We start from the raw sequence: 13,658 nt of genomic DNA, 5'->3' as shown, positions 1-13,658 counted from the left end.
TAATGAGCACGCAAAACAATAATAACTTAACAGTAGTTTGTGCCGATATACTCGACTTTGTTGACGACCCTGCCATTGCTGGCGAAAACGCCCATCGTTTTTTTGAAAAAGGCGCATTAGTTATCAAGCACGGCAAAGTAGTTAAGCTTGGCTATGAGCACGACATATTACCTACAATTGATAAATCAGCGCGTGTTATCCGCCACGATGGCAAACTCGTTATGCCTGGTATGATTGACACCCACATACATTTGCCGCAAACCGAAATGGTAGGCGCGTATGGCGAGCAGCTTTTAAGTTGGCTAACCGAGTATGCGTTTCCGACAGAGAAAAAGTTCACGTGTAAGCATTATTCAAAAGAGATCTCTAATCGCTTTTTAGACGAGCTACTGCGCAATGGCACAACCACTGCCCTTGTATTTGGCACTGTGCATCCGCAATCGGTTGACGCGTTTTTTAAAGAATCACAAAAACGCAATTTACGCATGATTGCCGGTAAAGTAATGATGGACCGTAACTGCCCAGACGACTTATCTGATTGCGCGCAAACAAGTTATGACGAATCTAAAGCCCTCATCGAAAAATGGCACAATGTTGATAGGTTAAGCTACGCAGTTACACCGCGTTTTGCTCCCACATCAACCCCTGAGCAACTTCAAAAATGTACTCAGTTGCTTGAAGAATACCCAGACACCTACCTGCATACACACTTATCTGAAAACAAAGACGAGTGCGAATGGGTAAAAGGGCTATTTCCAGAGTTTGATGATTACTTAGGCGTGTACGAGCAAGCAAAAATGGTACGTAAACGCTCGGTATTTGCCCATAGCATTCATTTATCTGAGCGCGAGCTTTGCTGCCTTGCAGATAACAATGCAGCAATATCGCACTGCCCTACCTCAAACCTATTTTTAGGATCAGGACTTTTAAATTTAAAAGCCTGTGAAGAGCACGGCATAAACGTAGGCATGGGTACCGATGTAGGCGCAGGAACAAGCTTTTCTATGCTACAAACAGGTAACGAAGCGTACAAAATCCAGCAATTACAAGGTCAAAAGTTTTCAGCATTTAAAGGGCTGTATTTAGCAACTCTCGGCGGTGCCAGAGCACTTGATTTAGAAGGGACAATTGGTAATTTTGAAGCCGGTTGTGAGGCCGATTTTATTGTGATGGATTGTTCAGCAACTTCATTTTTAAAATTTAGAATACAGCATGCCAAAACCCTGCACGAAAAACTGTTTGCAATGATGATGTTAGGCGACGACCGCTGCGTTGAGCAAACCTACATTATGGGTAAAAGTGTGTATAAGCGCGATGATAACAATCAATTTTCAGACACCCGCTCACCGGTATTAGAAGAGGCTTAACCGTTATGGAAAACTATTTATTTGAGCTTGCTCATTTAGTACTGCGTTATTTTCATGTTATTGCTGGTATAGCATGGATTGGCGCTTCATTTTATTTTGCATGGCTTGATAACAACCTACAAACACCACCGCAGTGGAAAATAGACAAAGGCATAAAAGGCGATTTATGGGCCGTGCATGGTGGTGGCTTTTACGAAGTGGCTAAGTATCAAAATGGCCCTGAACAAATGCCTCACACCCTGCATTGGTTTAAGTGGGAAGCCTACACAACGTGGATCACCGGTATATTACTATTTAGCTTACTTTATTATGTTGGCGCCGATGTGTATTTAATTGATAACAGCAAAAGTGAGCTAAGTAAATTTGCCGCTATTGGCGCATCCCTTGGTTTTATTGGCTTAGGCTATGGTGTTTATCGTTTATTGTGTAAAACCCCACTGGTCGAAAACGGCAAAGTGTTTATTGCTGTAGTTATTGGTTTATTAGCTCTGTGGACTTTTGGGGTTGATCAATTATTTAGCGACCGCGCTGTGTATATTCATGTAGGTGCACTTATTGGCACGTGTATGGTGGGTAATGTGTATCACATTATTATGCCAGGCCAACGCTATATGGTAAGTGAAGTAGAAGCCGGTAGAATCCCTGATTCAGCGCCAGGTTTAAAGGCAAAGCTGTGTTCTATTCATAATAACTACGCCACGTTACCTGTGGTATTTATAATGCTTAGCAATCACTTTCCTTACACGTATAGCCACAACTTTGGCTGGCTTATTTTAATTGCGCTGTTTGGTATTGGTATGTGGATACGCCATTACTTTAACTTAAAACATCAAGGTATTAATAAACCCTCAGTGCTTGTAAGCGGTATTGCAGCTTTCTTTGCTCTTATGCTCGCCATAGCCCCTTGGCCCAGTACTCCAACAAATGCAGGCGAAAGCGCGCCTTTACAAGCAAGTATTACCGACGCACAAGCGTGGGATATAATTAGCAAACACTGTACTCGGTGTCACAGCGAAACACCCACCTCTGAGCTTTTTCAAACAGCGCCGCTAGGCTTTAAGCTCGACTCTATTAGTGATGTAAAAAAATCCAGCACGCTTATTCATACTCGCGCGGTTATAACCAAAGATATGCCACTGGCTAATATGACCAAAATGACAGACACAGAGCGCGAAACGCTCGGGTCTTGGCTCACAGCACTTAAAAAGGAGCAATAAAATGAGCGAGCAATTTAAAAACTACCCGCGCGATTTAATTGGTTATGGTCCAGATGTACCCCATGCAAATTGGCCCAATAAAGCACGTATTGCCGTGCAAGTAGTATTAAATTACGAAGAAGGCGGCGAAAACTGCGTGCTGCATGGTGATGCAGCCGCTGAAACGTTTTTATCTGAAATAGTCAGTGCTCCCCATGTTGAAGACCGCCATATAAGCATGGAGTCTATTTACGAATATGGCTCGCGAGCGGGTGTGTGGCGTTTACTTAAACTCTTTAAAAAATACGATATACCGGTCACCATTTTTGCAGTTGCAATGGCCCTTGAGCGCCACCCCGATGTAGCTAAAGCTTTTGTTGATGCAGGGCACGAAATAGCAAGCCATGGCCTGCGCTGGATTAATTATCAACATATAGACAAGCAAACCGAGCGCAAGCATATGCAACAAGCCATTGAGATTATTCAAACGCTTACGGGTAAAAAGCCCAAAGGCTGGTATACCGGCCGAACTAGCCCAAATACCGCAGCACTAGTAGTTGAAAATGGCACATTTTTATATGACGCCGACGATTACAGCGACGACCTACCTTTTTACAGTATTAAAGAAGGTAAACCACAGTTAATAGTGCCCTACACGCTTGATGTAAACGACATGCGCTTTGCTGCCGTGCAGGGTTTTAACGCAGGCGATCAGTTTTATAATTATTTAAAAGATGCCTTTGATACGCTATACGAGGAAGGCGACCCAGAAGGTGAAAACGCCCCTAAAATGATGTCGATAGGGCTGCATTGTCGCTTAATTGGCAGACCAGGAAGAATAAAAGCATTAGCACAGTTTTTAGAATATGCCCGCTCGCATGAGCAGGTTTGGTTTGCCACGCGTGAACAAATAGCCGAGCACTGGCTTAAAACACATCCGTATAAAAAAGCATAGTTTATATTTTTTTAAAACATAAAAAAGCCCAGCAATGCTGGGCTTAAAGTCACTTTAGGAGTAGTTAGTTAAATGAAACCGTAATGATGTTAGAACATACATTTTCAGTTACACATAATTGGTAATCGTACGATGGTAATGTAGCTCCACGTACGTAATCACGATAGCGACCTCGGTCAGCAGTAGTATCTACAAGCTCACCATTACGGTAAACACTTAGTGATTCAGCGCCAACACTTTCCCAACTAAGCTCTACACGCATAGTATCAAGGCGAGACTTATTAGCACGTTTTAAGGTAATTTCTAGCTCTACATCACTTACAACAACCGTTTGAGTTGATGTACTTGTATTGCCTTCACTGTCTGTTACCGTTAGTTCTACATCGTAATTACCTGATGCTGCATACACATGCATAGGGTTTTGATCAGATGATGTTGCACCATCGCCAAAGCTCCAGCTCCACTGTGTAATATCGTTATTTGAATCAGTGCTTGAATCAATAAAGTTAACTGTTAAGCCTTGTGTCTCAACGTCAAAACTAGCACGTGGTGGTTGTGGGCTAACTTCGCCAATAGCGCTTAGCGTTAATGACCAGCTATTAATTGTGCCGGTATCGGCTGCGGCAGTATCTTCTACTTGTAGTGTCCAATCGCCTGTAGCAACTTCGCCGTTAAATGATTCAGAAGTAAAGCTTCTAACTATGTCGTCGTTTGAACCACCCACATTGCTTTGTAGCGTTACTTGTGTGCCTTGAGCAGATACTAACTTAACCACTAAGTCGCCTGAGTAGGTATGCGAAATATCTACATCAGCAGTAGTGCCAAATACTGTTAAGTCATCAGGAACATTAATTACTGACACTGCACCTACTGGCGAGTTATCAGGAATATCAACACTTGTGTTACTGCTGTAAGTAAAGTCGTTTAAACCAACAGGTTGAACCATTAATTTAACTGACTGCTCTTTAACAATATCACCAGCTGTAGCTGTTACAGTAAGCTCGTATTCGCCCCACTGAGTGTTAGTATCGGTTTCAACATTTAGCATTACTTCATCGCCTGGGCGCGCTGTAAGCGATGATAAATAAGCGCCGCCTAATGTTGTTGATAACTCAAGCGTTACTTCTTCATCCCATTCGGCAATTGAACCAATTGTAAATGTGTAGTTTGTAGCTTGGCCTGCTTCAATTTGTTGCGTAAGTGGATCGGCTGATATTTTAAAGCCAGGTGTAGGGTCTGCATCAATAAGCGCTTGGTTAACATTAAGACGAGTACCTGCAACCGTTACACCTTGTAGCGCAGCATTTACATCGCCAGAGTTCATTAGTAAATCTTTCAGCTCTTGAGTGCTAAGCTCAGGATTAATTGACAACACTAACGCTGCAGCACCTGCTACATGAGGGGTTGCCATAGATGTGCCAGAGTAAGATGCATAGCTCTCACCTGGTGTAGTAGATAAAATAGCGCTACCCGGCGCGCCCATATCAACGCTTGTTAAACCATAATGTGAAAACCATGAAATACCATCGGTTTGATCTGTACTTGCAACCGATAATACACTTGCGTTTTCGTAGTTAGATGGGTAATGCGGGTTAACATCGTTATCAATAGTATCGTTACCAGCTGCGGCTACAAAGAGTAAATCCGCCGCTTCGCTTGATGCAATTGCATCTGCTAGTGCTTGGCTGTAACCGCCACCACCCCAGCTATTATTTAATACGCGTAAGTTAACGCCTGAGTTTTTAAGGCTAACCATGTAATCAATACACTTAATGGCGTCTGATGTTGAGCCACTCCCCGCAGCATCTAAAAACTTACAACCAACAAGTGATACTTCATGGTTAACACCTACAACACCAATACCATTGCCACCACTTGCGCCAATAGTACCTGAAACGTGGGTACCATGGCCTTCGTCATCCATAGGGTCGCCACTGTCAGTAATGGCATTTATACCATGCACGTCATCTATAAAACCGTTACCATCATTATCAATACCATCTCCTGGTATTTCGCTGCTATTTACCCACATATTGCTCGCTAAATCACTGTGGCTGTAATCAATACCCGTATCGATTACACCTACCACTACATCGCGGCTACCTGTCGAAATATCCCATGCTTCTACTGCATCAATATCAGCGTCTGCTGTACCACCCGTTTGGCCATCATTATTTAAGCCCCAAAGCTCATCAAAACGAGGATCATCTGGCGTACGTGCAATGCTTACTTGGTAATCAGGCTCTACATATTCAATAGCTTGATGAGACTTTAAAAGCGCAATTGCGTCTTTAGTGCTCATTCCCGACACTTTAAACTTAGCTAAGCGACCTGAAAGTAAAGACGTATAGCTGTCATCAAGTTCATCTTTATTTAGATCAGTAATTTTAGCTTTAACTAATGAACGAGCCTGCTTACGCATTTCTTTCGTTGCATTACTTTTATATTTAACAATTATAGAATCACTGCTAGCAGTTACAGATTGCTTTACACCCACATCAGGAACTTTTGCAGCTGCTAAGCACGGAAGTAAGGCAAGAGTAATAATAGATAATTTTGTTTTCATTGTTCTATCCATAGTTTTGTTGGGTTAGCTTAGATGCTCTAAGCACGTTCTTTCACTATTTCGAGTACAAGGGATCACATGGCATACCCTAAGGAAACAACCAAACTAATCATTTAACAAGTTAAAAAATAAAAACGTTGTTAAAACCAACAATTTTGACCAGTTAAAGTATAAAAAAAACACTAAAGACAGACCTTTTAATGAAATTCACGCAAAGCCATTTACCTAATAAAGGGTCGGAGATTTTTACTGCTTTTAGATTGAATTAATAAAAAACCTCAACAACCGCACCATAACCCACTGAAAAATAAAAATTAAAAAATTGGTAAAAAATGATGATTTCAGAAAATACATTTGAGGAATACAGTAATTAGGTACTTAATAATTAACAGTTATTAAACGTAAGTTAAAAATAATGACAAAGCGTTTAGTGATAATTATTAACTACATCGAAAAATTTTACTTTAAGAGCTTTTCAAGCGGATCACAAAACATTATATCGGCACGGCATGCTGACACAGCAAATACCTTATAAAACCTATAAAATTTAAGGTGTTTGGTTTTAATATTTCAAGGAGAAAATAATGAAGTTGAACAAATCACTTTTAAGCTGCGCAGTTGCAATTGCAATGGGTACTAGCTTTGCTTCTTATGCAGATACTAACAACAAATCAGCATCAAGCTCAGAACTTGCTACCAACGTTTCTGTAGCAAGTGTTGAAAACTCAATGACTCTTATCCAAACTTTTAATGAAAATACTGCACTACTTACACAAGATGGTGATAGCAACACCATGCTTGTAACAACAACCGGTAATAATAACGAAACTGAAGTTGTGCAGAGTCAATTTGGTAATTATGCTGAAGTAACCACCACAGGTGACAACAACCTGCAAGTATACAGCCAAGATGGCGTTGCTAATGGTTTTATCTCTGAAGTGACTGGTAATAATAATATGTTATTTGTTTCACAATTTGGCCAAGGCTTTTTTGTAAATAATGAAGCGATTAATATTGTAACTGGTGATGATAATATCATTGATGTTGAACAAGGCACTGGTGGTCACTGGTTTTACAACATGAATATGCAAGGTAACGCAAATGAAATTACCTCACTGCAAACCGGTGAATGGCATGAAGCAGAAATTACGATGCTTACAGGCGACGAAAATACTCTTGATTTAGTTCAAGACGGTTATTGGAGTACCTTTAAAGTAAGTAGTTTACAAGGCAATGACAACGAGCTTGAAGTTGAACAAGTAGGTGATCGTAATGCTGTAGCATTTAGTGCAATTTCTGGTGATGCAAATGAAATTGAAATTGAGCAAGATGGCTTAACTAATGCGGTAACGTTTGCAACTGTAATTGGGGACGACAACCAAATAGATTTAGATCAAGAAGGTTCACTTAACACAATTGAATCAAACTTATTTGAAGGTTCTAATAATGAGGTTTCAGCAACACAAGTTGGCGCTGAAAACTTAATGACAGCCGATTTAATTGGTGACAACAACGAACTAACTTCAATGCAAAACGGTGATTTAAACGAAGCCTACATGGGTGTAATTGGTTCAGACAATGAATTTACATCAGCCCAAATAGGTGATTTAAACTCGATTCACTTAGCTAACTTTAACGGCTCTGGCAATGATGTTGATTTAGTACAAGCTGGCGATGAAAATGCCGTACTTGTTCAATCTTCATACCCAGATGTAACGCTTACATCTAACGATAATGACATCGATATTGCTCAAGACGGCTCTCAAAATGAAGCAATTGTTACCCTTGCTGGCATTTTAGATAGTAATAATAACCAAATTGATATTGCACAAAGTGGCACGTTAAACCTTATTGATATGATGGTTGAAGGCAATAACCACAGCATTGATATTTCACAAACAGGTGAAGGTAACTGGGTTACTGGCGTTGAACAATCAGCATTTTTAGTTGGTGGTGAAAACGTATCGTTTAGTGTTACTCAAATTGGTAACGACAATATTGTTGAAGGCTCAGTAATTGGCTTTGACAGCACTGTATCTGTTACCCAAATTGGTGATGGAAACGCAGCAACAATTACTCAAATGTAATTGTTGAGGTGGGGAGAGCGACCCTCTCCCCTTTTTAAATTATGAAAAAAAATATTAACTTTAATCGTTACCTACTCACACTTTTCCTATGTTTTTCTGGGGCAACTCATGCTGCGGATGAACTAGAAATAGATGGCTTATTACTTGATAGAAGTATTAGCCGCTTTGGTCATCAATTTTATTATGAATTTTCAAACTACTGGCGAGATCTCCCTTCAACAGCTGGTTTTAATATTGAAATAAAAGAAACCGTAATACCAAAAGCGGGTACACAACTTTCTTTAATAATGAATAACCAACTTGTTTACGCGACTTATTTAGGTCGCAGATTAGAACCCCTCGATGAACGTGTTGAGCAAGCTGTTTATACAGTAATAGATGCAATGGCTCGCTCAAACATGGCTGCATCAACACCAGATATGGCTAAAGATGGATGGTAAAATGAAAAAAATAGCCCTTATAATAATAACAATATTAAGCTTTTCAGCTTCCGCGACTGAAATAATTTACACCCCAATAAATCCAAGCTTTGGTGGTAATCCACTCAATGCAAATATGCTGCTGAGCAAAGCACAGGCTCAAAATAAGCACAAGGCTCCGGTAATCGAAAAAGGTTACGCTGAACAATTTCAAGACTCTTTAGAGCGCACATACTTAAACCGCATGGTAAGAGAAATTACCGATATGGCTTTTGGTGAGGATATTGAAGATAGTATTTTTAATCAGGACTCAATTTTTATGAGTGGTGATTATCAAATTGAAGTTATAACCAGCACAACCGATTCTATTACAGTAAAAATAACAAACATATTAGATGACTCTGTTGTGATCATTGAAGTACCGAGGTTTGGATAATGTATAAACTACTAATAACAATAACATTACTGGGTTTGAGCGGCTGTACAAGTTTAGGTAAGCTTATTCCACCATCACAGCAAAAAGCAATTAGCCTAGAACCAACTGAATTATTTGCAGATTTAAAAAATTTACCAAAACCTGTTGGCAGCATTCCTGTATCGGTCTACTCATTTAGAGACCAAACAGGTCAATACAAACCACAAACCAACGTTAGTTCGTTTTCGACTGCCGTTACACAAGGTGCTAATTCAATACTCGTACAAGCACTGCATGAATCTGATTGGTTTACACCTGTTGAGCGTGAAGGTTTACAAAACATTTTAACTGAGCGAAAAATTATTCGTGCAGGCCAAACTGATAATCCTAACCAGGCTGAGTTACCTCCACTTACCACAGCTAAAATCATTTTAGAGGGCGGTATTATAAGCTATGACACCAATGTAAAAACGGGTGGGTTAGGTATGGAATACTTTGGTATAGGCGCATCTGAGCTTTACCGTGAAGATGCTATTTCAATTTATCTACGCGCTGTGGATGTTCGTACAGGTCAAGTGTTGCTTAGTGTGGCCACCAGCAAAAAAGTATTAAGCCAAGAGATGCGTGCAGGCTTTTTTAGATACGTAAGCTACAAACGTCTAGCTGAAGCTGAAGCCGGCTTTAGTGACAACGAACCTATGAGTATTTGTGTAACTCAGGCAATAGAAAAAGCACTGACAGACCTTATAACAAAAGGCATTGATAAAGGCTTATGGGCTAAAAAAGTGAGCTAATTACTCAGGCCGTCATCACAAATAAAAAAGGCTACTAACAGTAGCCTTTTTTATGGGAGAAATTGAGATTATATATGCTATTTATTTAGCCATTGGTAATAAAACAGAAACGTAGCGCTGAGCCCAATTCGCAAGCTCTACCCTGTTACGTGAGTTAGTTTTTTTAAACGCACTGTACAAATGTGTTTTTACAGTGTGGTCGCTAATATTGAGCTTATCAGCAATTGTATTGTTACTCGCACCTTGTGCAATTAAATGAATAACGGACTTTTCTCGCTTTGTTAAATGATCGTAATCGTCCTGCTTTAATTCAATGTCGTCATGTAGGTTATTAAATGACGATGCCACGGCTAAAATGTCGTTAAAAGCTTTTGAAATTACTTTACGCGTAAACCAAAGCTCGCCAGTATCAACACGAACTAACCCTTTAAAAATATCTTCTGGCGGATCTGATTTATAAAAAACACCATTAAAATGGTTAAGCAATAAGTTTTGCTCGCACACATCTTCTTTATCAACATTAAAGATAACAACACTATGGTGTTTAGCTAAACAAATAAGGTCTGCGGGAATGAGATCTTGCCATTTGCTTTTAGCACCATCTATTAAAAACAAATCATAATTTGCACGCTGCTCAGCTTTAGGAATAACATCGTCCATTTTAATATCACCAAACAAGGCCTGTAGTGTTCTTAAAATAGCTGTGTAGTTGTGTGAATGAAAAGATGATTGAAATGTAGTTTTTACGAATACTGAGTTTTTATGGGGCATAAATTTCGTCCTTGAAACATTTACACTACATTACCTAAATCAAATACAACTTACAATGAGATTTTGGTATTAAAATAAAGTTATCGTTTCTCATCCTAAAACAGATAAAAACCTATTAAATCAATACATAACCTACATTGCCTTTGTTTTAACAATTTTTTTGTAAGATAAATAACAGATCGGATTAGTAGTTTAGTAATTTATAAAATCGAGTCGTTACGCCATTAGTCCAACCAAAACCCTGCTGTACTTGATATTCACCACCAGCGGCTAAAACCGCTGGTGTGCACACATTGTATTTTTCGAGTAAGCACTTATTTACTGCAAAATTTTGCTCAACCATATTTACCCAATTTTGCATTATATGTGTACTCAATTGAGTAATACCGTAGTTATTAAGCCCTTTTACCGCAAGCCATTGGAGTGGAGCCCAACCATTTGGACTATCCCACTGCTGAGGCGTTTGAGTAATAGTTGTAACAATGCCACCCTCTTTTAAAAATTCATTGGCTAATATTGTAGCTACCTTGATTGCTTGCTCATTACTGGCTAAATTAACAAATAAAGCAGTAGTTGCCGCTGCACTAAGTATTGGAGATTGAGTCGTTGTACGGCAGTTATAATCAACAAAAAAACCGGTTGGTTCATTCCAAAGGTAAGCATTAATAAGTGCCTTGCGATTGCTGGCAAGTAATTGGTAATGCTCTGCTTGTTCACTATTGCCGAGCAATTGAAAGAATTTGCTTAATTGATTCTCTAAGTTATACATAAGGCAGTTTAAATCTATAGGAACAATATCAGTTGTTTGAATAGAGCTTAGTAAATTAGACTCACCAAGCCAACGAGAACTAAAGTCCCAACCCGACTCACATGCAGCGCGAATATTACGATAAAAATCAGATTTTTTCTCCTTCGCCAATCCTTCCGCTAGCGCTAAATCTTCACGCAATGACTCTGCTCTTGGCTCACTTACATCGTCCCAATAACGATTTAAAACACCACCACAAGGCATTCTTACTACCCGCTTCGAGCCCAATAAATCACTCGAAAGCAACTGCGCGTCTTGCATCCAAAATATATATTCTTTTTCAAGTGCTGCAACACACATAGCAAGCCATTGCGTATTGAGTGATTTGCTATGCGTATGTTCCCATAATAACTCGACCATGAGTGCTAAAACCGGTGGCTGCGAGCGTGATAAATAATAGCGACGGTTACCATTTGGAATACAACCATAATCGTTAATTAAATCGACAAAGTTAAGTAGCATATCTTCAACTACATCACCTTTATCTGCATCGATTAAGCCCAATGCTGTAAAATAACTATCCCAATAGTAAATCTCTTGAAAGCGCCCGCCAGGCACAATATAGCTGTGCTTTAGTGCTAGTAATGAATCTTGCTTCGGGGTATCCGCCTCTCTTCTAAGGCCACTCCATAACGAGTCTATATAATGTTTAACCGATGACGTATCAGCCTCAGTGCCCATTGCTAGCACTGGAGAAGTAATAAAGTGTGCGTTTACAAACTCACTAAGCTGCGTATTAGTTAAAGGCGCTAATTGTTCATAGCTTTTACATGCACTTTGCCAATTAACACGCGCAATTGCATCTGCGAATGTTTTACAGTCGCTAAATACATGCTGCATTTGAACATCTTTAAATAATTGGCTGTCAAAAAAACTCATAACTTTCCTTACTGTTAAGCTGTCGTTGCGTGTTGTGAGATAGCGTCGGTTCGTTTTTTGAAAAAAATCACGCTAATAAAAATCAAACTAATGGGAACCAAAGAAAGGTAAAACGCATGCTGGCCACTAAAGTGCTCAAATACATAACCAGTTATTATTGAGCCTGTTGTTCCACCAAGTGCTGAAAAAACTACAATTAAGCCAGTCATAGCGGCATGACGATGTTTTTCAAGAGCGCTGAGCATAACTGAGTTAAGTACCGGATAAATAGGCGCCATGAAAAAGCCAATTAACGGTAAAATAAATGCAGCAAGTGGTGCATCAAATAAGCTAATTACTGTATTTTCAGTAACATTCTCAGTAAGCGGTAGGGTAATAAGTATGAGGCCGGCCATCGCAATTAAACAACTGCTCAATACAACAAACCAGTGAATGTGTTTAAGTACTTGCCCTGCGACTAAGCGCCCAAATGCAAGTGCCGCAGCAAAAATACTGGCCAGCTGAATACTAATAGCTATAGGAAGTTTTAAAACTTCATTATTGAATGTGGGTAGCCAAGTACCTACGCCCTGCTCAATTAATACGTATAAAAAAGCACTAATTATAAATACGAGTACCAACGGTTGATATGTTAGCTTAAGCATGGCGATAAAATCGAACCAACAGGAGCGTTTAGTTTTACTTATAATGGCGGGCTTTATAGGCGCAGCAATTACGCTCGCTATAACGATTAGGGCCAGAGCTGCTAGCAAGTAATAAACGTTGAGCCACGCGGTTGAATCGTTTGGATCTATAAAAGCAGTAAAAATCCAATAGCCACTTAACACACCAACCATGAAAATGCCCTCAATGGTGTTTAACAATGAAGAGTGGCTATTTGCATCATCTGTCACTTGGCCGATAATAGAGTAAACCGACACTTTAACCACAGCAAAGCCACAACCAATGGCGGCAAATAAAATTTTAAACGCATAAAAGTCACTAATTAAAGCCGTACTTACACAAGCAAGGGCAACAACAGTAAGTGCCCCAAGCATAGCCAGTTTATAGCCTAGGCGAGGAATAAACGAAGCCACTACAAATGACATTATCGCAATGGATAAATCTTTAAACCCCTCAAGCACTGAAGCTTCTGTTTTACTTACCCCAAGGGTATTTATTGCCTGCAAAATAACGGTGCCCACGCTATTTAACAAAATAGCGAAAATAAAGTAACTTGCTGCAATTGCCAGTGTGACTTTTGTTTTACTCATAATTGCCCTCGCTTTACAGCGTTATTTAAACGCTATAACGACCTTTATTGTATGCCCATAACGAGTGCATACACAGTGTGTGTTTATATCAGTGAGGTTTGAGTTTAGTTTAGAATAGCCCTTAATGCAATCGTTTGCATTTTAAATT

At 39.7% G+C, this 13,658-nt stretch carries 11 protein-coding genes; 7 read left to right on the top strand and 4 right to left on the bottom strand.

Translation table 11 applies throughout. The features are described from left to right. Positions 1-2 precede the first annotated feature (2 nt). The 3 genes from guaD to puuE are packed head-to-tail and all read left to right on the top strand — an operon-like array spanning position 3 to position 3,518. Positions 3-1,367, top strand: a complete 1,365-nt coding sequence (guaD, locus tag H5120_RS13475) for a guanine deaminase (RefSeq protein ID WP_182674984.1) — start codon at positions 3-5, stop codon at positions 1,365-1,367. Between the two features lie 5 nt (positions 1,368-1,372). Then, a complete protein-coding gene (locus H5120_RS13470) occupies positions 1,373-2,584 on the top strand; it encodes a urate hydroxylase PuuD (protein WP_182674982.1) in 1,212 nt (403 codons plus the stop codon). A gap of 1 nt (position 2,585) precedes the next feature. Next, complete coding sequence (gene puuE, locus H5120_RS13465) at positions 2,586-3,518, top strand: allantoinase PuuE (protein ID WP_182674980.1); 933 nt, start codon at positions 2,586-2,588, stop codon at positions 3,516-3,518. 64 nt (positions 3,519-3,582) lie between these two features. Here puuE and H5120_RS13460 read toward each other — a convergent pair whose 3' ends face one another. Beyond that, positions 3,583-6,084, bottom strand: coding sequence for a S8 family serine peptidase (locus tag H5120_RS13460; protein WP_182674979.1), 2,502 nt, complete (start codon positions 6,082-6,084; stop codon positions 3,583-3,585). A 584-nt stretch (positions 6,085-6,668) separates the two neighbouring features. On the opposite strand from H5120_RS13460, the gene H5120_RS13455 reads away from it, so the two are divergent. Genes H5120_RS13455 through H5120_RS13440 form a run of 4 tightly spaced genes read left to right on the top strand, consistent with a single transcriptional unit; the run spans position 6,669 to position 9,799 of the window. Next, complete coding sequence (locus tag H5120_RS13455; RefSeq protein ID WP_182674977.1) at positions 6,669-8,171, top strand: curlin; 1,503 nt, start codon at positions 6,669-6,671, stop codon at positions 8,169-8,171. 41 nt (positions 8,172-8,212) lie between these two features. Then, positions 8,213-8,611, top strand: coding sequence for a curli production assembly/transport protein CsgE (locus H5120_RS13450; protein ID WP_024595596.1), 399 nt, complete (start codon positions 8,213-8,215; stop codon positions 8,609-8,611). Beyond that, positions 8,601-9,026 carry a curli assembly protein CsgF gene (locus H5120_RS13445; RefSeq protein ID WP_024595597.1) on the top strand — a complete coding sequence of 142 codons (426 nt, stop codon included), beginning with the start codon at positions 8,601-8,603 and terminating at the stop codon, positions 9,024-9,026. The genes H5120_RS13450 and H5120_RS13445 overlap by 11 nt, the downstream gene beginning before the upstream one ends. Beyond that, complete coding sequence (locus tag H5120_RS13440; RefSeq protein ID WP_182197166.1) at positions 9,026-9,799, top strand: CsgG/HfaB family protein; 774 nt, start codon at positions 9,026-9,028, stop codon at positions 9,797-9,799. Before H5120_RS13445 ends, H5120_RS13440 begins: the two co-directional genes overlap by 1 nt. Before the next feature lie 81 nt (positions 9,800-9,880). On the opposite strand, the gene H5120_RS13435 is transcribed toward H5120_RS13440, so the two are convergent. The 3 genes from H5120_RS13435 to H5120_RS13425 form a co-directional block, all read right to left on the bottom strand. Then, a complete protein-coding gene (locus tag H5120_RS13435; protein ID WP_182674975.1) occupies positions 9,881-10,570 on the bottom strand; it encodes a LuxR C-terminal-related transcriptional regulator in 690 nt (229 codons plus the stop codon). Between the two features lie 184 nt (positions 10,571-10,754). Continuing rightward, a complete protein-coding gene (locus tag H5120_RS13430) occupies positions 10,755-12,257 on the bottom strand; it encodes a trehalase family glycosidase (RefSeq protein ID WP_182674973.1) in 1,503 nt (500 codons plus the stop codon). Between the two features lie 14 nt (positions 12,258-12,271). Continuing rightward, entirely contained in the window at positions 12,272-13,510 is a 1,239-nt protein-coding gene (locus H5120_RS13425; protein ID WP_182674971.1) for a sugar MFS transporter, read from the bottom strand. Between the last annotated feature and the right edge of the window lie 148 nt (positions 13,511-13,658).

The sequence above is a fragment of the Pseudoalteromonas sp. SR43-2 genome, from assembly GCF_014163885.1.
GTDB classification, from domain to species: Bacteria; Pseudomonadota; Gammaproteobacteria; order Enterobacterales; family Alteromonadaceae; genus Pseudoalteromonas; species Pseudoalteromonas distincta.
This window is presented reverse-complemented; position numbering and strand designations above follow the sequence as displayed.

Bases quoted from the DNA above. Each gene is read 5' to 3' on its own strand.
- guaD (WP_182674984.1), top strand. From the start codon at position 3: ATGAGCACGCAAAACAATAATAACTTAACAGTAGTTTGTGCCGATATA.
- H5120_RS13470 (WP_182674982.1), top strand. From the start codon at position 1,373: ATGGAAAACTATTTATTTGAGCTTGCTCATTTAGTACTGCGTTATTTT.
- puuE (WP_182674980.1), top strand. From the start codon at position 2,586: ATGAGCGAGCAATTTAAAAACTACCCGCGCGATTTAATTGGTTATGGT.
- H5120_RS13460 (WP_182674979.1), bottom strand. From the start codon at position 6,084: ATGAAAACAAAATTATCTATTATTACTCTTGCCTTACTTCCGTGCTTA.
- H5120_RS13455 (WP_182674977.1), top strand. From the start codon at position 6,669: ATGAAGTTGAACAAATCACTTTTAAGCTGCGCAGTTGCAATTGCAATG.
- H5120_RS13450 (WP_024595596.1), top strand. From the start codon at position 8,213: ATGAAAAAAAATATTAACTTTAATCGTTACCTACTCACACTTTTCCTA.
- H5120_RS13445 (WP_024595597.1), top strand. From the start codon at position 8,601: ATGGATGGTAAAATGAAAAAAATAGCCCTTATAATAATAACAATATTA.
- H5120_RS13440 (WP_182197166.1), top strand. From the start codon at position 9,026: ATGTATAAACTACTAATAACAATAACATTACTGGGTTTGAGCGGCTGT.
- H5120_RS13435 (WP_182674975.1), bottom strand. From the start codon at position 10,570: ATGCCCCATAAAAACTCAGTATTCGTAAAAACTACATTTCAATCATCT.
- H5120_RS13430 (WP_182674973.1), bottom strand. From the start codon at position 12,257: ATGAGTTTTTTTGACAGCCAATTATTTAAAGATGTTCAAATGCAGCAT.
- H5120_RS13425 (WP_182674971.1), bottom strand. From the start codon at position 13,510: ATGAGTAAAACAAAAGTCACACTGGCAATTGCAGCAAGTTACTTTATT.